At 46.2% G+C, this 18,719-nt stretch carries 21 protein-coding genes; 1 reads left to right on the top strand and 20 read right to left on the bottom strand.

Annotated features, from left to right (window positions below; translation table 11 throughout):
* Positions 1 to 233: 233 nt before the first annotated feature.
* The 12 genes from GYX26_RS09625 to GYX26_RS09570 all read right to left on the bottom strand — a co-directional run bounded on the left by GYX26_RS09625 (position 234) and on the right by GYX26_RS09570 (position 9,828).
* On the bottom strand, positions 234 to 1,064 hold the full coding sequence (locus GYX26_RS09625; RefSeq protein ID WP_174829073.1) for an urease accessory protein UreD: 831 nt from the start codon (positions 1,062 to 1,064) through the stop codon (positions 234 to 236).
* Complete coding sequence (gene ureG, locus GYX26_RS09620; RefSeq protein WP_238791272.1) at positions 1,064 to 1,744, bottom strand: urease accessory protein UreG; 681 nt, start codon at positions 1,742 to 1,744, stop codon at positions 1,064 to 1,066. Before ureG ends, GYX26_RS09625 begins: the two co-directional genes overlap by 1 nt.
* Before the next feature lie 176 nt (positions 1,745 to 1,920).
* Entirely contained in the window at positions 1,921 to 2,478 is a 558-nt protein-coding gene (locus GYX26_RS09615; RefSeq protein ID WP_202984310.1) for a HupE/UreJ family protein, read from the bottom strand.
* Between the two features lie 23 nt (positions 2,479 to 2,501).
* Positions 2,502 to 3,221 carry an urease accessory protein UreF gene (locus GYX26_RS09610; protein ID WP_174829071.1) on the bottom strand — a complete coding sequence of 240 codons (720 nt, stop codon included), beginning with the start codon at positions 3,219 to 3,221 and terminating at the stop codon, positions 2,502 to 2,504.
* Between the two features lie 12 nt (positions 3,222 to 3,233).
* On the bottom strand, positions 3,234 to 3,761 hold the full coding sequence (ureE, locus tag GYX26_RS09605) for an urease accessory protein UreE (RefSeq protein WP_174829070.1): 528 nt from the start codon (positions 3,759 to 3,761) through the stop codon (positions 3,234 to 3,236).
* A complete protein-coding gene (locus GYX26_RS09600; RefSeq protein ID WP_174829069.1) occupies positions 3,715 to 4,290 on the bottom strand; it encodes a hypothetical protein in 576 nt (191 codons plus the stop codon). The genes ureE and GYX26_RS09600 overlap by 47 nt, the downstream gene beginning before the upstream one ends.
* 26 nt (positions 4,291 to 4,316) lie before the next feature.
* Entirely contained in the window at positions 4,317 to 6,038 is a 1,722-nt protein-coding gene (gene ureC / locus GYX26_RS09595) for an urease subunit alpha (RefSeq protein WP_174829068.1), read from the bottom strand.
* A gap of 106 nt (positions 6,039 to 6,144) precedes the next feature.
* The gene (ureB, locus tag GYX26_RS09590; protein WP_174829067.1) at positions 6,145 to 6,459 is read right to left on the bottom strand and encodes an urease subunit beta; all 315 of its coding nucleotides are present in this window, start codon (positions 6,457 to 6,459) and stop codon (positions 6,145 to 6,147) included.
* 93 nt (positions 6,460 to 6,552) lie between these two features.
* Positions 6,553 to 6,855, bottom strand: coding sequence for an urease subunit gamma (ureA, locus tag GYX26_RS09585; RefSeq protein WP_174829066.1), 303 nt, complete (start codon positions 6,853 to 6,855; stop codon positions 6,553 to 6,555).
* Positions 6,856 to 6,918: 63 nt separating this feature from the next.
* The gene (locus GYX26_RS09580; protein ID WP_174829065.1) at positions 6,919 to 7,125 is read right to left on the bottom strand and encodes a hypothetical protein; all 207 of its coding nucleotides are present in this window, start codon (positions 7,123 to 7,125) and stop codon (positions 6,919 to 6,921) included.
* Between the two features lie 232 nt (positions 7,126 to 7,357).
* Positions 7,358 to 9,148 carry a 2-isopropylmalate synthase gene (locus tag GYX26_RS09575; protein ID WP_174829064.1) on the bottom strand — a complete coding sequence of 597 codons (1,791 nt, stop codon included), beginning with the start codon at positions 9,146 to 9,148 and terminating at the stop codon, positions 7,358 to 7,360.
* 254 nt (positions 9,149 to 9,402) lie between these two features.
* A complete protein-coding gene (locus tag GYX26_RS09570; RefSeq protein WP_174829063.1) occupies positions 9,403 to 9,828 on the bottom strand; it encodes an excinuclease ABC subunit A in 426 nt (141 codons plus the stop codon).
* Positions 9,829 to 9,862: 34 nt separating this feature from the next.
* Between GYX26_RS09570 and GYX26_RS09565 the strand changes: the two genes are divergently transcribed.
* Positions 9,863 to 10,507 (top strand): 4'-phosphopantetheinyl transferase superfamily protein, encoded by a 645-nt coding sequence (locus GYX26_RS09565; protein ID WP_174829062.1) that lies wholly within the window; start codon positions 9,863 to 9,865, stop codon positions 10,505 to 10,507.
* On the opposite strand, the gene GYX26_RS09560 is transcribed toward GYX26_RS09565, so the two are convergent.
* The 8 genes from GYX26_RS09560 to GYX26_RS09525 are packed head-to-tail and all read right to left on the bottom strand — an operon-like array spanning position 10,491 to position 18,719.
* Positions 10,491 to 11,717, bottom strand: a complete 1,227-nt coding sequence (locus GYX26_RS09560) for a beta-ketoacyl-ACP synthase (protein ID WP_174829061.1) — start codon at positions 11,715 to 11,717, stop codon at positions 10,491 to 10,493. The genes GYX26_RS09565 and GYX26_RS09560 overlap by 17 nt on opposite strands.
* Complete coding sequence (gene fabG, locus GYX26_RS09555; protein WP_174829060.1) at positions 11,711 to 12,445, bottom strand: 3-oxoacyl-ACP reductase FabG; 735 nt, start codon at positions 12,443 to 12,445, stop codon at positions 11,711 to 11,713. Before fabG ends, GYX26_RS09560 begins: the two co-directional genes overlap by 7 nt.
* Positions 12,438 to 12,908, bottom strand: a complete 471-nt coding sequence (locus GYX26_RS09550; protein ID WP_174829059.1) for a hypothetical protein — start codon at positions 12,906 to 12,908, stop codon at positions 12,438 to 12,440. The genes fabG and GYX26_RS09550 overlap by 8 nt, the downstream gene beginning before the upstream one ends.
* Entirely contained in the window at positions 12,889 to 14,109 is a 1,221-nt protein-coding gene (locus tag GYX26_RS09545; RefSeq protein ID WP_174829058.1) for a beta-ketoacyl-ACP synthase, read from the bottom strand. The genes GYX26_RS09550 and GYX26_RS09545 overlap by 20 nt, the downstream gene beginning before the upstream one ends.
* A complete protein-coding gene (locus GYX26_RS09540) occupies positions 14,102 to 14,545 on the bottom strand; it encodes a hypothetical protein (RefSeq protein WP_174829057.1) in 444 nt (147 codons plus the stop codon). Before GYX26_RS09540 ends, GYX26_RS09545 begins: the two co-directional genes overlap by 8 nt.
* On the bottom strand, positions 14,542 to 15,789 hold the full coding sequence (locus GYX26_RS09535; RefSeq protein WP_174829056.1) for an NAD(P)/FAD-dependent oxidoreductase: 1,248 nt from the start codon (positions 15,787 to 15,789) through the stop codon (positions 14,542 to 14,544). Before GYX26_RS09535 ends, GYX26_RS09540 begins: the two co-directional genes overlap by 4 nt.
* Positions 15,776 to 18,133 carry an MMPL family transporter gene (locus tag GYX26_RS09530; RefSeq protein ID WP_174829055.1) on the bottom strand — a complete coding sequence of 786 codons (2,358 nt, stop codon included), beginning with the start codon at positions 18,131 to 18,133 and terminating at the stop codon, positions 15,776 to 15,778. The genes GYX26_RS09535 and GYX26_RS09530 overlap by 14 nt, the downstream gene beginning before the upstream one ends.
* On the bottom strand, positions 18,117 to 18,719 hold the full coding sequence (locus tag GYX26_RS09525; protein WP_174829054.1) for an outer membrane lipoprotein carrier protein LolA: 603 nt from the start codon (positions 18,717 to 18,719) through the stop codon (positions 18,117 to 18,119). The genes GYX26_RS09530 and GYX26_RS09525 overlap by 17 nt, the downstream gene beginning before the upstream one ends.

The raw sequence follows: 18,719 nt of genomic DNA, 5'->3' as shown, positions 1-18,719 counted from the left end.
TAAACACATAAAACAAATTTTTAAATATTAAAATTATTTATACATTAAATATAATTAAATATTTAGCCATATTAGATTGATATTTAAAATATATTGATCTTAAAATTGAAAATTTTATGTTGTATGAATATAATTTAGACAATATTTGTCAAACTACATTCGTTATTCTATTCGGGAACTAAAATTTATTTAGCATAAATTTTTCTTTTTTTAAGGTTTAATGAGTGAACGCATTATTGCTCATCGGGTATACGCAAAAAATGATTTGTTATTTGTTGCATGAAATTCTGCAACACTTCTGCACTCATCCCCAGCGCACGTACACATAAGGCACAATCAGCAGCCTGTGTAATGCCCCACAGATACTGATTATTTTCCAGCGGCCAGTCGGGCAATAGTGCGGTATATATCTGATTAATCAGTTGCTGTATCTGTGCTTTGCTGGCTGCGGTGTTGATGTAGTAAAGACAGGCCTGATGGGTATACTGGTCCATCTGCCCTAATACATTAAGGGGCTGTTGCTGTGGCTGCCAGTAGATATTGTCGCTAAGCAGTAGTTGTTGCTGATAATCGATATTAATCCGTGATGACAGGTAACGAAAATCCCAGCATTCCTGATTGAGCACACGGCCGCAGGCAATGATTTCACCCAGTATCAGTTGACAGTTATCAGCCAGACTAATCTGCACGCTTTGGGTTAAGGCAGCGTTGCGGTGCAACACCAGCGGATGAGGCAGATAACACAGCCGGCTGTGTTCATGCAGCACAATACGCGTATGCTGCTGCGCTTCATTTTCGGCAGGCATGGATTGTACTCGGGTGAATGCCTGCGTAAACAAATACAACTGGGTTTGTTGTGCCAGCTCAATTTCAATATCTATCCGGTCACCAGCCAGTAAACCCGGTGATGAACTCATCTGGATGGCCGGTAGTGCCTGCGGCCATACTGGTGCAGCCATCTGTGCTAAAGGGAGGATTTTTAGTGGCGGTGTGTAATAGCAGTTAGCAAATGTGGTCTGCCCGCGCTGGTTTAACCGGGTGGTGAGATGTAAACGGCTGTGCATTAGCGTATTAAACCAGCGGGTTCGGCTACATTTTCCAGTAAGGCGTATTTTTTTATCCAGTCTATTATTGTAACGATACCATCTTCTGCCATCAGATTGGTAAACACAAACGGCTGCCCTTTGCGCATACGCTGTGCATCGTGTTGCATCACAGCCGGACTGGCGCCAACATATGGGGCTAAATCAGTTTTATTGATTACCAGTAAATCCGAACGGGTAATCCCCGGGCCACCTTTACGCGGAATTTTTTCGCCCTGCGCAACATCTATGACAAATAAAGTGACATCGGCCAGATCAGGGCTGAAGGTAGCGGAAAGATTATCGCCACCACTTTCGATAAACAAAATCTGGATATCTGGAAAACGTGCCACCATGTCGTCTACTGCCTCCAGATTCATACTGGCATCTTCGCGAATGGCCGTATGCGGGCAGCCGCCGGTTTCCACGCCCATAATCCGTTCTGGTGGCAGCAAGCTGTTTTTGGTTAAAAACTCGGCATCTTCCTGTGTGTAAATGTCATTGGTAATCACCGCAATACTGTATTGTTCAGCCATATGGCGGGTAAGTTTTTCAATCAGAGCGGTTTTACCTGAACCTACTGGGCCGGCAACGCCGATTTTAATGTATTGACGCATGGTGTTTGTTTCCTCTGCTATTAGTCCGTCTTCCAGTTTAATCATGATTGTTCAGCTCACTTCAGGCGTTCCTTTTACTGTAAAAACACTAATTTGTTCAGACTAATAGATTTTCATTATTTCGTGTTGCTAGCAGTTTGAGCAGACTATTAGCCAATTACCGACAAACATACAGATAAAAAGCCATGCTGGTCTGCACTGATTTTATCAAGCTGATGTTTTCAGACAGCAAACAGCATACTCAAACCAACCACACCAATCAGGCTGCCGGTAAGGCGTAATAGCCACTGATGCTTGCCCATTGCTGCACCAAGTGCAAAACCGGCAATATGCAAAGCTACGGTAGCGATAACAAATCCACAGGCATAGCTGAATACACCATGAGAACCTATTTCTGCACCATGAGCTACACCATGAAACAAGGCAAAAAGACCAACCAGAAACATGGCGGTGCCAGCCGGTACTTTTTTTAACCAAGCTGCGGCTAATCCCAACACCAGCACAGAAGCGGCAATCCCCTGCTCCAGCATCGGTATCTGTATGCCCTGTGCACCCAGTATAAAACCGCCAATCATCACACTGACAAAGGTGGTGGGAATCAGCCAGCGCGCTTTACCCTGAAAAGTGGCCGCCCATAAGCCCACTGCAATCATGGCCAATAAATGATCCCAGCCACTGAACGGATGCTGTACACCAGCCAGCCACCCCTCGGTAAGGTGGCCGGGATGGGCAAATGCCAGCACGGGGCTTAACAGGAACAAAGCAAATATTTTTTTCATGATTTTCTCCATTATTGATAAATCTAACTCATATACAAGCGGGTATATAAACGTTCATGCTGCATCGCCCGAATATCAGTGGCCAGTGTGGTAGCGCCCAATTGCTGCAACTGTGGCTGCATACTGGCTTCTACCGTATGTGCAATCGCGGCATGCAGTTCGATTAACATTTCCTGTCCGGCCATCTGGCTTAGCGGTATCAGCTTAACGCCATTGGTAATCAAACCGACAACAGCGTTGTAATAAAATGCCTGTAGCGTAGCAGCCTTATCCAGCTGCATGGCAGCAGCGAGTAACCCAAACACCAGTGGATAAAATCCGCGCACCTGCTGTGCAGCCAGTGCAGCCTGATAAGAAGCCACGATTGCTACCTTGGTATGCTGAGCAAAAATTTTCAGCAGACGTACGCCCAGTTTATAACTGCTTTCTCGCAACTCACGCGCTACTTTTGCCGCACCTATCTGTTTGTCCAGCCATAACAGTTCATTGAGATTTTGTTCGGTACTGGCATTAAAAGCCAGTGACACATAAGCGCCATCATTATGCAGCCAGTTTTGCTGCAACTGGGTGTATACAAATGTTTTCAGTGTAGCCGCATCATATACAACACCCTGCTGGACAAAGGTTTCCAGCCCGCCGGAATGATTAAAGCCACCAATCGGCAGCGTAGGATCAGCCAGTTGCAGCAATAATCCTGCACGCGTTAAAGCGTCAATATCAATGTGTCTGTCTGAACCGGACATATATTTAATTTATCAATGGTGGTGATGGCCAATTAAATCATGTGTATGGCTGTGGTCATGGCGGTGGCCACCGCCAACACCCGGCGCTGAATTGGCACGCAATTGTTCACTTAAGCGCCGTTGCTGGCGTACTGGTGCAAAACCAGCCGCCTGCAACCATTCAAATAAGGGTTTATCAAACGGTAGCAGCAATTCATTTCCGTCTAGAAATAATGGCGTATGTTTGTTACCGATTTCATAACAGGCACGTGCCATTTCCGGCAAGGTTTGCGGCGCCAGCACCATCACTTCACTTGGTTCAATCTGCACCACAATTGCCAACTGCTTGTCCAGATAAACTACATCATCATGATGCAGGCGCTGCCCCTCTTTCAGCAGACGAAAAGCAATCTCACGCCCGCCCGTTGTCGTAGTACGGATAATGCGCCGGTCTGCTTCAAACCATTGCAGACAAACAGTATCCAGCTTTTGAGTAGTAATCTGCTGCTTTTCTTTAAGCGTTTGCAGATTGCCGAGAATGGTTTGGATGATTAGATTCATTTTTGGTTTTAGCAACTTGAATAAAATATTTTAAAAGGCAAACGCAGATAATAAATAACCAACCAAATTCACCTAGTATAAAAAACATTCCTTTAAATACTTCTAATTTAAAATCTTCATGGGATGGATTAATTAATAGCCAAAGAATCATATCTATGATCAGAGATGTACCCAGAGCGAAATATCCAAATACAATAGCTACTGTACGTTGTGTAATGCGACTATCAATATAAAAATACCAGTCAGCAAAATTTCTTTTACTGTGTAAACGCAGATAATATACCGAAATAATAAACCAGATGAATGCTGATATAATAATGTACTTAAATGAATATATACCTTGGCTAGCAATATGCCATTTTTCTAAAAACAAATCCGAATCACTAAAAAAATGTACGCCATCTTTGGTTTGCTCAAATGAATTTGAAACAAAAAATCCCGTTGTTAAAATACATGACAACAGTAACATATTTTTAAATTCATCAATGACTAGAAAAATAAAATCTTTGATACATTTGATATATTTCATATATATGCAACCACGAATTGTTTTAATCAAAACAGAAAATATCGCTGTGCCAGCGCCACTTTTTCAGCCGGTTCACAGGTAATATGCTCACCATTCACCCGTACTTCATAGGTTTCAGGATTGACACTGATTTCCGGCATGGCGTCGTTATGAATCAGGTCTTTTTTACTAATGGAACGACAATTGTGCACGGGTAAAGTTTGTTTACATAAACCATATTGGCTGCGGATATCATTATCCACACCAGCCTGTGATACAAACAATACAGCGGTATCCTGCACAGCGCGGCCAAGTGCGCCAAACATGGGGCGATAGATAACAGGCTGAGGTGTGGGGATAGAGGCATTCGGATCCCCCATGCGCGCATAGCTGATGGTACCGCCCTTGATGATGATTTCCGGTTTTACACCGAAAAAGGCTGGTTTCCACAATACCAAATCGGCAATTTTGCCTGCTTCAATTGAGCCTACATATTTGCTGATGCCCTGAGCAATGGCCGGATTGATGGTGTATTTGGCCAGATAACGCTTGATGCGGAAGTTATCGTTGGCACCGGTTTCTTCATTCAAGCGGCCACGCTGCTGTTTCATTTTGTCAGCAGTTTGCCATGTGCGCACAATTACTTCAGCTACTCTGCCCATAGCCTGTGAGTCGGAACTCATAATCGAGAATACGCCCATATCATGCAGTATATCTTCGGCGGCAATGGTTTCCGGGCGGATACGCGAATCGGCAAAGGCCACATCTTCAGCCACGTTTTTATCCAGATGATGACACACCATTAACATATCCAGATGTTCGTCTATGGTATTCACGGTAAACGGGCGGGTAGGATTGGTAGAAGCCGGCAGTACATTCGGATACATCGCGGCTTTGATGATATCCGGGGCATGACCGCCGCCGGCACCTTCGGTATGAAAGGTATGGATTACCCGGCCATCAATAGCCTGCATGGTATCCTCAAGAAAACCACCTTCATTCAGGGTATCGGTATGAATCGCTACCTGCACATCCATTTCATCTGCAATCTGTAATGAAGCATGGATTACCGCGGCGGTTGCACCCCAGTCTTCGTGGATTTTCAGCCCCAGTGCACCGGCAGCTACCTGCTCGCGTAATGGTTCCAGACTGGCACAGTTGCCTTTGCCAAAGAAACCCAGATTAACTGGCGCCTGTTCGGCAGCCTGCAACATTTTCTGAATATGCCACGCACCCGGAGTCACTGTAGTGGCATTGGTACCATCGGCAGGCCCGGTACCTCCTCCGATCATGGTGGTGATGCCGGATTCAATGGCATGGGTAATCTGCTGAGGAGAGATAAAGTGGATATGGGTATCAATTCCGCCTGCGGTGGCAATCAGATTGGCGCCGTTATGCACTTCGGTAGCAGCACCGATAATCATGTTCGGGTGTACGCCATCCATGGTGTCGGGGTTTCCTGCCTGACCGACAGCCACTATTTTGCCATCACGAATACCAATATCGGCTTTTACTATTCCCCAGTAATCCAGTATCAGTACATTCGTGATAACCATATCAAGCACATTCTGATTGCTGCGTGGCGCTGTTGCTGATTGTGCCATACCGTCGCGAATGGATTTGCCGCCGCCAAATTTGCCCTCATCACCATAGGTGAGTAAATCGCGTTCAACTTCAGCAAATAGTTCGGTATCACCCAAACGTACTTTATCACCCACGGTTGGCCCATAGGTGGCAACATACTGCTGGCGGGAAATTTTCAGGCTCATGACAGGATTCTCTATTTAAGTAATCTGTAGCAATTATCTGTTGTTTGATTATTAGATATTTATCCGGAGTTTTGTATCAAAACCGTATATTGGTTAAGCAGGTAAATCATCTATTACTTACGCTGCTATTAACGGCATTATGAAAACCAAATATTTTTTTATAGCCACCGTATTCGGTTAGCTCCACCGTTTTGGCTTCACCGGGCTCAAACCGCACAGCATTACCTGATGGGATATTCAAACGCATACCACGTGTGTGCGCACGCTCAAACTCAAGGGCAGCATTGGTTTCATAAAAATGATAGTGCGAACCCACCTGTATCGGCCGGTCACCACGGTTAACCACGGTAATGGTGAGGGTACAGCGGTTCTGATTGGCAATGATGTCATCTGCGGCCAGTATATATTCTCCCGGAATCATACCGTTTCTCCTGAATATGTATGGTGCGAATATTATTTGCTGTTAAATAATCATTTCGCCCATAGCGAATGTTTACAGTAACTGAATCATGCTTTAGCGGATAGGCTGGTGTACGGTAACCAGTTTAGTGCCGTCGGGAAAAGTTGCCTCAATTTGTACTTCATGCACCATTTCGGCTACGCCTTCCATGACATCAGCAGTGGTTAATAATGTAGCGCCATACTGCATTAATTCGGCCACACTCATACCATCGCGCGCCGCTTCCTGTAACTGGCTGCTGATATAGGCTATGGCCTCTGGATAGTTCAGTTTCACTCCCCGAGCACGTCGTCTGGCAGCCAGTTCTCCCGCCAGAAACAGCATCAGTTTTTCCTGCTCACGACTGGTTAAATGCATAATTTTTCTCTATAAGTAGTCAATTAATGAATTACACTACTGCGCCTGACAATCTAAACTACTTTATACAAAGCTATTTGAAAAACTATTTTCTTTAAAGTATTTATAAATTCTGTGAATAATAAGTAATACAAAAATAACTGCGAAAATCTTGCCGGCCAATCTGCCTTGCTGGTAAGCAACACTGTTTTCATCTACTACAGCAAAAGCATTAGTCATGGTAAGAGCAAATACAGATAATACCCATAAAAACTGTTTGATATATTTCATGGCTCAAAACTGATGGTATAAAGAAAAATACAATTTTTCGTAAACCCTGTTTAAATCAGATATGATTGAAATTTAACGGGTTTAAAAATATCATAAACTTAATATAGTTAGTTTGTATAGCAAAATCTAAAGGTTTTTTACATAAAAAGTGCCTGTTCAACATTGGTTTAAAAACCAAAGAACAGGCACTTTTAGATTGTTTAACTTTTAAGTATTTACTGATTTACTCGGTTTATATCATCCCCTGAGCTTTAACGCGCGGCTGACTATCCAGTTTGTTCAGGGCAGACAGATAAGCTTTGGCACTGGCAACAAGAATATCAGTATCGGTGCCCTGCCCGCTTACCAGATGGCCTTCACGAGACAAACGCACGGTAACTTCTCCCTGACTTTCTGGACCGGCAGTAATGGCATTAACTGAATACAGTTGTAAATCTGCGCTGCTATGCGCTTCAGACTCAATAGCTTTGAATACCGCATCAATCGGTCCTGAACCATGTCCACTAGCACGTTTTTCGTTTCCGTCCAGATTAAAGACGATTTCTGCCACTGGTTCTTCACCAGTTTCACTGCGAATGCTCAGTGATATGTATTTGTAACGATCGGGAGCACGGCTTTCCAGTTCATCAGATACCAGTGCATGCAAGTCTTCATCAAAAATTTCACGTTTTTTGTCGGCCAGTTCCTTAAAGCGGGCAAAAGCAGCATTGAGTGCTTCTTCACTATCAAGCTCAATACCCAGCTCCTGTAGTTTGGTGCGGAAAGCATTGCGGCCGGAAAGTTTACCCAAGGTCAGCCGGTTAGTACTCCAGCCAACTGATTCGGCAGACATAATTTCATAGGTTTCACGGCATTTCAGTATCCCATCCTGATGAATGCCAGATTCATGCGCAAATGCATTGGCACCAACAATGGCTTTATTCGGCTGAATCGGATAACCAGTAACAGTAGAAACCATTTTCGAGGTTGGCACGATTTGCGTGGTATCAATATTGGTTTCCAGCTCAAAAACATCGTGGCGGGTTTTCAACGCCATAACCACTTCTTCCAGACTGGCATTGCCAGCCCGTTCACCCAGACCATTGATGGTACATTCCACTTGCCGTGCACCGCCGCTTACTGCGGCCAGTGAATTGCCAACGGCCAGCCCCAGATCATTGTGACAGTGTGCCGACCAAATAACTTTATCACTACCCGGAGTTTTCTGAATCAGTTCGCGGAAGAATGCTTCAGTCTGAAATGGAATGGCATAACCAACTGTATCAGGAATATTGATGGTAGTTGCACCTGCTTCAATCACTGCCTGACAGATTTCAGCAAGAAAATTGATATCACTGCGCAGTGCGTCTTCACAGGAAAATTCTACATCATCAGTATATTCACGCGCTATTTTCACTGCCTTAACCGCAGTTTCCTTAACCTGCTGCGGTTTCATACGCAATTTATGTTCCATATGCAATGGGCTGGTGGCGATAAAGGTATGAATACGTTTGCGCTTTGCCGGTGCAACTGCTTCGCCGGCCTTGCGTACATCACGCTCATTAGCGCGTGACAGGGAACATACGGTAGCATTTTGAATAATCTCAGCAATGCTGTGAATGGCATCAAAATCCCCCGGGCTGGCAGCAGCAAAACCAGCCTCAATCACATCTACGCCCAACTTTTCTAACTGGCGTGCAATGCGGATTTTTTCTTCTTTGGTCATGGCTGCCCCCGGCGATTGCTCTCCATCGCGCAGGGTTGTGTCGAATATAATGACTCGATTATTGATAGTGGTCATTCTTGGTCTCTCCAGGGTAGTGTTCTTGTATTGCATAAAGGCATTGATATCCAGAGGCTTGTTCTGCTTCTCAGCCATCAGAATAATTTTTTGTAACTGATTTAATGGCAATGAACCTCGCTTGCGCCATTTATAGATAGCAGCGGTAGAAGCGGCACTATCTGGATAATGCTGTTTGAGCGCTTCGGCCAAAGCGTTTACACCACCAAAATAGGCAATTAAGCGGTCTATATTCAATTGCATAACCGACCTTTTGTCCAATTTATTCATTTCATCAAGCTACACTATATTTTATTGAGCTAATATACGTAAAATTGGACAAAAAAACAAGCTAAATTTAGTTATTATTTTTATTATATACGCCAAATTTAGACATTCTGTACAACAGTTTGGCATAATAATTTATGCAGGTTTTAATCACTCAATGCATATAATTAAACCGCCGGATTATCTTGAGCAGGATAAACGGCGGCTATGTGGCAGATAATCGTGTTTTTTTAATTAGCTAAATCGCCTTTCAGAGCAACACCAGCAATCACACCACCCGCATGACATTCATATACTTTTGTACTGGCCATGCTGTTTTTCTTATAATAGCTGACAATATTGGTTACTTTAGCAGCATTCTGAGCTGTAGCTTGCTCCTGCAACTGTTTAACCGCTGCCAGAAATGCCCAGCGGCAGGCAGCTTCGTCTGATTTGCCGACACTGTTGGTTTTACGATTGGTAATCAGACCAGATTTCACTACACGGCCTGAACTTTTAGCAAAATAAAGTTTGATGTTTGGATTCAGCACTTGCGCTGCTTCCGGTGCATCAAGTGCGTCCTGAATGGGCAACAACAATTTGTCATCACGCGCATAGGCAGCAGATACACAAGCCAGCAGTGCTACCAATGCAATTGATTGAGAAAACTTCTTCATTCTTTACTCCTTTAATAAATAAAAAGTGTACTACATGATGAACCAAGACTGCCTGATTTTGCTTGCTTCTGCCGATGTATCCGGCCAGTATAGCAGTCTGAAACTGGATCAGGCAGACAAACAGCGTTTGCAACAGTATCCACAATTAGCCCAGCGTATTGACTGGCAAAGTAGCCGTTTTTTAAAACAGCAGCTTTCTGCTTCTTATCCCCAATTTTCTCTTACCCACAAAAAAGGCCACGCTGGCTTGATTGCCTGCTCCTCAGCACAGTATATACCGGGCATTGATATGGAGTATGCACAGGAACGCGATTTTCTGGCACTGGCACAGCTTTGCTACACCACTAATGAACAGCGGTGGCTGGCGCAGCAATCTGATTTATCCACCGCTTTTTACCAGTTATGGACGCTTAAGGAAGCGTTTATCAAAATCAGTCGTGGGCAATTAACCGACATGCAGCGGTGGTGTCTGATACCAACTGGATATGATGCAATCCATATTCCAGCCTTAAATCCTCCAGTGCAGGCTTATAGCTGTGTCATTGATAGACACTGGCATATTAGTGCAGTTTATCCTGCTGGCTGCTCTGTAGCAGCACAAAACTGTACTTATGGATTTGGCCGCTGGCATGACTACGCTTTTAACTGGCATCGGTGGCCGGCTAGCCCAGCCGTTTAAATAAGAGAGAAGAGTTTACCCCGCCAAACGCAAAATTATTGTTCATGACAAATTCGGTATCGATAGTACGTGCGCTGTTGACAATATAGTCCAGTTCGCCACAACGGTTATCGATCTGGTTCAGGTTTAGGGTAGGCGCAAACCAGCCTTCGTTCATCATCTGAATCGAGAACCATGATTCCAGCGCACCACAGGCACCCAGTGTATGCCCCAGATAACTTTTTTGTGAGCTGATGGGCACTTGTCCGAAAACATCCGCAGTAGCAAGGGTTTCGGCAATATCACCCTGTTCTGTTGCCGTACCGTGACCATTAATGTAGCCAACCTCAGCAGCCGGCAGATGTGCATCCTCAAGTGCCATTTGCATACAACGGCGCATGGTAGTACGTTCCGGACGGGTAATGTGAGAACCATCGCTGGTACAGGCAAATCCGACTATCTCAGCATAAATTCTGGCTCCACGGGCTTTGGCCATTTCATATTCTTCCAGCACAAGGATACCTGCCCCCTCCCCGATAACCAGCCCGTCACGACCGGCATCATAGGGACATGGCGACAATTCTGGCGTATCGTTGCGCAAACTGGTGGCAAACAGTGAATCAAATACAAAGGCTTCAGAAACGCATAGTTCTTCTCCTCCTCCAGCCAGCATCATATCAATCTTGCCATACTTGATTGCTTCATAAGCATAGCCGATAGCCTGATTGCCGGATGCACAGGCACTGGAAGTAGGAATCACCCGCCCTGTCAGGCCAAAGAAAATTGACAGATTGGCCGCAGTAGTATGTGGCATGATGCGCACATAGGTATTGGCATTAAAATTCGCAGAACTGCCATTGAGGACAAGCTCGCTGATGTCACGAATATCCTGCGGGCTGCCAGTAGACGAACCACAGGCAACGCCCATGCGCCCGTCTTTTATTGATTCGTCCCCAAGCAATCCTGCATCTGCCAGTGCGTTTTCCGCAGCCTGTGTACACATCTGGGCTACTTTTCCCATGCTACGTAGCTGCTTGCGCGTCCAGTGCGCTGGCGGGCGGTAGCCGAGAATGGGCGCAGCCAGTCTGGTATTCAAGTCTTTATACCGTTCCCAACTGTCCATGCGGACTACTTTATTTTTGTAAGCCAGCAAGCCAGTTTTTACCGTCGGCCAGTCATGCCCCAGTGCGCTGACACCACCCATGCCTGTAATCACAACACGTCTCAACATAAACCTCCATTCACAGCCAATACCTGCCGGGTAATGTAAGCGGCCTGTTCGGATACCAGAAAAGCCACAGCATGAGCCACCTCTTCTGCCTGTCCCATCCGATTCATGGGAATGGCTTTGAGAATCTCGGCAACAGGTACGTGTTCATCAATCATTTCTGTTTCAATCAAACCGGGCGCCACGCAATTGACGGTAATTTTACGTTTGGCCAGCTCTACTGCCAGTGCTTTGGCTGCACCAATCAGGCCAGCTTTAGATGCACTGTAGTTTACCTGCCCCCGATTACCGGTTATGCCCGAAACAGACGCAACGCAAACAATCCGCCCTGCTTTGCGCCGGCGTATCATCGGCATCATCAGCGGATGCAGAACATTAAAGAAGCCATCCAGATTCGTACCCAATACCTGATCCCAGTCTTCATTGCTTAGCGCAGGAAAAGCATTATCACGGGTAATACCTGCATTCAGTACCACACCGTAATAAGCACCGTATTGTTCTATATCGGCCAGTAAAGTTTCCTGACAGACCTGCCGGTCACTGATATCAAAAGTCAGTATGCGGCTGCGGCCACCAAGTGCGGCAATCTCTGCCGCCACTTTTTCAGCCTCTGCACGCTGATTGCGACAGTGCAGCACAATATCCCAGCCGGCTCGAGCCAGCGTCAGAGCTATGGCTTTGCCAATACCGCGTGCAGAACCAGTGACCAGAATGGTTTTATCGTTATTCATCATCATGCGTTAATATGTTCTCAGTAGGGCTGTATACATTGAGTGCTGCCTCGGCCAGTAACTGGTTTGGCGTGCGGGTTTCATCACACAGCCATAGCTGGCTATCAAAAACACCAAAGCCATTGGCATCCTGTAAAGAGGCCTGAATCTTAACCGCCAATACAGCCGGTACGGGCAGTGTGGAAAAATAAAGCTGTAATTTTCTTGTTCCGAGTAAAAAACCCAGCCGCACCGGTTCACCGGCATCACAAGCTAACGCTCCCGCCCAGGCGGCAACGCCCTGAGCCATAATTTCCATGGCAGCCCAGGATGGTAAACAACCATCGGTAACCAGTATCTGCTGTGGTTTTACGCAGGCATAAGCTGTCAGACTTTGCTCATCGTAGGCGGCAATTTCATCCAGTAACACCATCCGGCCACTGTGTGGCAATAAAGCAGCTACATCATAAATAGGGGTTTGCATCATTGCTCCCCATAATCAATGCCGTGTTATTGCCACCAAAAGCAAATGAAGTGCTTAATGCTATGCGCCGACGGTCGGCAGCAAAGGTTTCCTGAAAACTGGTCAGATGAATGGGTGCTAATGCCGGGTCGATAGGCGCGTTAGCCCGGTGCAGGGGTAACTCACCAGCAGGATTGGTTTGCTGACTGATCACTGTCCATAAAAAAGCTGCTTCAAGGGCGCCGGCAGCACCAAGTGTGTGGCCGGTTAATGCCTTGGTTGAAGCGCAGGAAACTTCTGCACCCAATTCGCTGTGAATAGCCAGTGCTTCCATGGCATCATTCTGAATAGTGCCGGTACCGTGCAGATTAACCCAGCCCACGGCACTGGCCGGTAACTGTGCTTTTTGTAAGGCCTGCTGAATCACTTTTCTGGCGCCCACAGCATCAGGTCGCGGGCTGGACATATGATAGGCATCACTGCTGGAACCATAGCCCAATAATGGCAATCCTTTAGCCGAATCACGGGTCATCACGAATACAGCAGCCGCTTCACCAATATTGATACCATTACGTTCAGCCGTAAACGGCTGACACTGCCCGGATGATAAGACCTGTAATGCATGGAAACCATTAATGGTTAGCGCTGACAGCGTATCTACTCCGCCACAAATTACCGCATCACACATACCCATACGCAGTAAACGGGCTGCACTAATCAGTGCCCGTGCACCAGAAGTACAGGCCGTTGAGATACCATAATGTACATTGTTTAACTGATATACATGAGCAACAAAATCTGCTGGTGAAGACATTAACTGCAAAGCCTGATTGTAACCACTGTTCGCCCAATCCTGCCGGATAAAACCGTGTTCAAGCGCAGCTCGGTTCTCATCACCACCTGTTGTTGATGTTCCCAGCACCACAGCTACACGGTCGGCACCATATTCGGCAATTGCGGTCTGGATATCGTCCTCAATCTGAAAAAGTGCATGCCACAACAACTGATTATTGCGGCTACAGAAATCAGGCTTTAAATCAGCCGGAAAAGGTCGCAGAGGAGACTGCACTGTACCAAATAAATACGATTGGCCGCTTACCCAGTAATCGCTACTGGTGAGATAGCTGCCTTCCCTAGCCAACAGCGCACTGATATGCTCATGCACACCACAGCCCAGCGCGCTGACCATTGCCGGACGGCTTAAAAAAACCGGCTTAATCATTAGCCATCTCCCTGATTTGCCAATGCTGATTATGCCAGCTGATATCAGCAACAGCATCGTCAGCACTGGAAGAAATCCTCACATCATTCAGCGTAGCGGGTACTGGCCAGTGATGCTGATGGCCAAGATAGGCATAAACAGCAGTAAATAACTGCCGCGCTTTAGGATTGGGCGGCAGAAAACCATCGTTATGCCACTTACCCCGTTGCAGAATCTGTCTGGATACTGGTGCCCCCAGACTATCTACCTGCACAAAGCGCCATTGTTGTAGCGTCAGCGGTTCAATTAACAGCAGACTGTTGCTTCCATCTGCATCGGTGACCTGTAAGCTTAATGTCTGCTTTAATACAGGTAAGGTATCAATTACTGGAACACTGTGGCAGCCATGTAAACCAAGCATCAATAGCAGCCAGATAAAACCTTTCTTTAACATCATTTGGCTTGACCACATATTTCTGCCAGCACAGCCAGACGGCGTTCTGAATTGATTACATACGGATTAGTTTCATCCCATGCATAGCCAGCAAGAATGGAACTAATCATGCGTCTGATGTCAGGATTAGTATGTTCAGCATAGATTACATCCTGAAAAGCAGTACTGTACCAGCCATTGACATAGGTTTTAAATGTGTTGATACCCACCTGTAATGCATCAGCATAATCCTGCTGCCAGTTTACTGCTTCTCCTGAAAACTGCCGGTGCAGAATATCCGCGGCCAGCTTGGCCGAATGCATGGCAATTGTCACGCCAGAAGAAAAGACCGGGTCGAGAAACTCGGAAGCATTCCCCAATAAGGCAAAACGCTGCCCATACAGACTTTTGACATTAGCAGAATAATTACGCAGAGTTCGAAATGGTACATCGTTATGCCATTGTGCATTAACCAGAATACGCTTGAGCATTGGCACTTCACTAACAAATTTTTGCAAAATTGCCTCTGCACCTTCTGCACCGTGATTATTCAGACATTCCGGTAAACCCACCACACCAATAGAAGTACGGTTATTGCTGAATGGAATAAACCAGATCCATACATCACGCAAATCCGGATGGGTACATATCAGAATCTTATTGCGGTCAAATGCCGTATCAGTGACATTGTCATCAATATGGGTAAAATAAGCCATGCGCTCTGGTAATGAAGAGGGCTGTTCCAGATTCAGCAATTTTGCCAGTACCCGTCCATAGCCACTGGCGTCCAGTACAAATTGTGCCTGAATCTGATAAGGCATGCCCTGTGCATCTGTTACTGACAGTACAGCCGCATCCTGCTCAAATTCAATACCATTTACACTATGCTCAAAACAGACCTTCACACCCTGCTTTTGCGCTTCACTGATAAGAATATGGTCGAAACGGGCACGCGTTACCTGAAAAGTTGTGCCCGGACCAGATGAAAATTTATCCGTAAAATCTATAGTGGTATAGCGATCACCCCAACTGAATGCAGCACCATTCTTAAACTGGAAACCATCCTCAACACCTGCATTTACCGCTTCCAGCATCCCTGCTTCAGCGATAAATTCCATACAGTGTGGCAGCAGGCTTTCACCAATCACAAAACGGGGAAAAATCTGCTTTTCCAATACACAAACACGATAACCCTTTTTATTCAATAAAGCACTGGCGATGGCGCCGGCCGGTCCGGCACCGATAATCACTACATCAAACTGATTCATTACACCCCCCCTTGTTGCTGGCTCTGGGCAGTAAGGCCAGTGCCAGTATCATGCTAAAAAATACGCCGAAGGCAACACTGCGACCAAAGCTGGCAATAGCCGGCGTCGCACTGAAACCAAGAATAGCAAATGAAATCATTGTCGTTGTTGCGGCCAGTAGCACACCGGCCAGACGTTCTGCAACAGCCATCTGTTTGATTGACACATAAATGGCATAGTCCATACCAATGGCCGTTACCAGAAACAGACCAAAAATGGCAAACAAAGATAACGGCCAGCCTGCATAAGCAAATATTGCTAAACAGGACAATGAAGACAGAACGGGTACAGCCAGCAGCAGCATACCTTTACGCCAGCCAAAAACATAAGCCAGTAACACAATGGCTATCAGATAAGAAGCCACTTTCAGGGCGATGGCTTGATTGCGCGTATGCGTAAATAAGTGATTTAATGCTTGTAAATTATTAACAAAATAAATACCGTTATTTTTATCAGCCAGCTTTTGCAAGGCAGCAACATGGCTTACCCCTGACAGGCTAACAATAGCCGCCACCTGTCCATTGGCCATCTTGCCCAAATATAAATCCTGCCAGGCTGTAGCCAGATCATTATCAAGGCTCTGGGCGATGGTTTGCAGAGGCTGCTGCTGCAAACCGGACAAGTAGGCCTGAATACTGCGTTCAGCGATTCCCAGACGGATTAAGTCCTGCCAGTTATCAGCATTGGCCATCAGGCTACCTACGTCCTGCTGGCGTTGTTTTTGTATGCTAAGCGGCGTAATCCACTGATCCAGAGATTGAAAACCAGTTAATTGCTTTTGCGCCACCAGAGTCTGTAACGATTGTCCCAGAGCATGGCTTTTGATTAACAGTTCATCGTCATTATTTGCCTGTAGTACAAAATACTGGCCAGCAGGCATGGTTTGGGTAAGTACACCAATTTTCTGCGCCTGTGCCATCCATTCTGGCGACAGATTCACCCACTGGCGGATATCATCGTGGGTATCTAATCGTAACAGGCCACCGGTCAGCAGTAATAACACCATCAATAGTGGCCATCTTTTCTGCACCATCACCTGCCGGCAACTGATAATCAGGCTGCCCAGAGCCAGCATGGCATGCAAAGCCCGCGGATGAATGCGCGCCTGAGTGGTGGTAAAAAAAGCTGGCAAACACAGCAAACTGAATAAAAATGCACTAATCAGCGCAGCTGCAGAAAATATCGCCGTTTGTTGCAGTATCGGCAGTGGCGTAATCAGTAAAGCCGCATAACCCAATAGGGTAATAATCAGGCTCAATAAAAAGGCTTTACTGGCCATATGCAAAGCCTGCCAGCGCTGCCATTGCTGCTGAATGACTCCGCTGGCCAGCCAGTGCAGGGGGAAATCCAGTAATACCCCCATCAGGCTGGTTCCAACCACCAATGTCAGAATATGAATATGTCCGCAGAGCGCCACAGTTGCCGCCATGCCAAACAAGATACCCACGGCCAGAGGCAGCAATAAATATAAAATACGCAGGCTGCGGAAAAGCAGCAGCAGCAGCAGAAAAGTCAACCCCATACCCAGTATACTCATATACTGGCTTTCTCGTTCACCGGTGGTTTTATTTTCTGCGGCAAAAATAGCGCCACCTGCCATCAGTACTTGCACCTTTTGCTGTGCCAAAGAAGCCTGCGTATCATGAATCAGCGTAAGCAGGCCATCGGGTACGTTAATCAGACCGGCTTTTTCCGGTAATCGCGCCCGTAATAAAATCCATGTTGTCTTACCATCATCAATATTCAGCCAGCCAGTTTGAACATTATAAAAAACCGGCCCATCCTGACTGGCCTGATGCATGATGATATTACCCAGACCCAGCCAGTCCTGCTCAATAGGCAATACACTGCGTTCTGCAAACGGATTAACCAAAGCCTGTGCCTGTCTGGTAAAAGCATCTCTGGGCTGATTCATGATATTGCGCCAGCTGGCTTCTGCTACCACCGCCAGACGCAACCTCTGCATATTGGCCTGCAAAGCAGCCACATCAGGTTCAATTTTGCCGGTAACAGCCTCAAATACACCGCTGTCCTGCCATTTTTTCTGAAGCATGTGTGCCGCAGCCATCGCTTTATCAGGCGAATCACTGCCCAGTAACACCACAATGTCACGGTTCATGCGCTGATTCATGCGCATTTTAGCCAGCTGCTGTGCCTGTATGTTTTGCCCATCTGCCGGTAACAGGCTGGTTAAATCAGTATCCAGACGATTCTGTTGCAGCCAACTGCACAGTAATGCAGCCGCCACGCAAAGAATCAGCAGCAAATACAGCCACGCCCAGATGCGTTTACGGTAAAACGGCATGTTGTTCAAACCTGTTCAGGGCAGCATTGACCTTCAGGGCAGTAAATGTAATCTCAGTGCGGTCGCCCTGTACTTCAGACAGCGTGATTTTTTTTACCACACTATCACCGTGAATATCGATTCTGGTGAAAATCTGTTTCATCAATACGCTTTTCGGTAGGAGGTGCAATTGCCAGTTCTGGGCTGTGCCTTCTAATTGCAGAGTAAACTGGCTTTGTAAACCACTGGTTTGCCCGGCAAGCAAATCCAGAAACAGCTTTACCTGATTTTTTTGCGCACCGGCCGACTGCTTGCTGGCTATCCACTGATTATTCGCATTGAGCTGCTCAATACCGGACTGGCGCACCCGCATGGTATCGGTAAAAGGTTTTTTCATCTGCCATAACAAACCGGCTTTTGGCACCAGCACAAACTGCCCTTGCGCTATAACCGGCTTGCTGGTACTGCGCAGATAACGCTGCTGGGTGAAATCTCCCTTAATACTTTGCGGCTGTTGTAGCTGGTTTTGCAAATCAGTTAAATCAAATGCCCATAAAAAACCGCTTAACAGGCAGCACCAGCATACCAATAAACACTTTTTCAACAT

It is taken from the genome of Snodgrassella sp. ESL0253 (genome assembly GCF_013344965.1).
Lineage (GTDB): Bacteria > Pseudomonadota > Gammaproteobacteria > Burkholderiales > Neisseriaceae > Snodgrassella > Snodgrassella alvi_B.
This window is presented reverse-complemented; position numbering and strand designations above follow the sequence as displayed.

Excerpts from the sequence above, each read along its gene's own strand:
- GYX26_RS09625 (WP_174829073.1), bottom strand. The coding sequence starts at position 1,064 with ATGCACAGCCGTTTACATCTCACCACCCGGTTAAACCAGCGCGGGCAG.
- ureG (WP_238791272.1), bottom strand. The coding sequence starts at position 1,744 with ATGATTAAACTGGAAGACGGACTAATAGCAGAGGAAACAAACACCATG.
- GYX26_RS09615 (WP_202984310.1), bottom strand. The coding sequence starts at position 2,478 with ATGAAAAAAATATTTGCTTTGTTCCTGTTAAGCCCCGTGCTGGCATTT.
- GYX26_RS09610 (WP_174829071.1), bottom strand. The coding sequence starts at position 3,221 with ATGTCCGGTTCAGACAGACACATTGATATTGACGCTTTAACGCGTGCA.
- ureE (WP_174829070.1), bottom strand. The coding sequence starts at position 3,761 with ATGAATCTAATCATCCAAACCATTCTCGGCAATCTGCAAACGCTTAAA.
- GYX26_RS09600 (WP_174829069.1), bottom strand. The coding sequence starts at position 4,290 with ATGAAATATATCAAATGTATCAAAGATTTTATTTTTCTAGTCATTGAT.
- ureC (WP_174829068.1), bottom strand. The coding sequence starts at position 6,038 with ATGAGCCTGAAAATTTCCCGCCAGCAGTATGTTGCCACCTATGGGCCA.
- ureB (WP_174829067.1), bottom strand. The coding sequence starts at position 6,459 with ATGATTCCGGGAGAATATATACTGGCCGCAGATGACATCATTGCCAAT.
- ureA (WP_174829066.1), bottom strand. The coding sequence starts at position 6,855 with ATGCATTTAACCAGTCGTGAGCAGGAAAAACTGATGCTGTTTCTGGCG.
- GYX26_RS09580 (WP_174829065.1), bottom strand. The coding sequence starts at position 7,125 with ATGAAATATATCAAACAGTTTTTATGGGTATTATCTGTATTTGCTCTT.
- GYX26_RS09575 (WP_174829064.1), bottom strand. The coding sequence starts at position 9,148 with ATGCAATTGAATATAGACCGCTTAATTGCCTATTTTGGTGGTGTAAAC.
- GYX26_RS09570 (WP_174829063.1), bottom strand. The coding sequence starts at position 9,828 with ATGAAGAAGTTTTCTCAATCAATTGCATTGGTAGCACTGCTGGCTTGT.
- GYX26_RS09565 (WP_174829062.1), top strand. The coding sequence starts at position 9,863 with ATGATGAACCAAGACTGCCTGATTTTGCTTGCTTCTGCCGATGTATCC.
- GYX26_RS09560 (WP_174829061.1), bottom strand. The coding sequence starts at position 11,717 with ATGTTGAGACGTGTTGTGATTACAGGCATGGGTGGTGTCAGCGCACTG.
- fabG (WP_174829060.1), bottom strand. The coding sequence starts at position 12,445 with ATGAATAACGATAAAACCATTCTGGTCACTGGTTCTGCACGCGGTATT.
- GYX26_RS09550 (WP_174829059.1), bottom strand. The coding sequence starts at position 12,908 with ATGCAAACCCCTATTTATGATGTAGCTGCTTTATTGCCACACAGTGGC.
- GYX26_RS09545 (WP_174829058.1), bottom strand. The coding sequence starts at position 14,109 with ATGATTAAGCCGGTTTTTTTAAGCCGTCCGGCAATGGTCAGCGCGCTG.
- GYX26_RS09540 (WP_174829057.1), bottom strand. The coding sequence starts at position 14,545 with ATGATGTTAAAGAAAGGTTTTATCTGGCTGCTATTGATGCTTGGTTTA.
- GYX26_RS09535 (WP_174829056.1), bottom strand. The coding sequence starts at position 15,789 with ATGAATCAGTTTGATGTAGTGATTATCGGTGCCGGACCGGCCGGCGCC.
- GYX26_RS09530 (WP_174829055.1), bottom strand. The coding sequence starts at position 18,133 with ATGCCGTTTTACCGTAAACGCATCTGGGCGTGGCTGTATTTGCTGCTG.
- GYX26_RS09525 (WP_174829054.1), bottom strand. The coding sequence starts at position 18,719 with ATGTTGAAAAAGTGTTTATTGGTATGCTGGTGCTGCCTGTTAAGCGGT.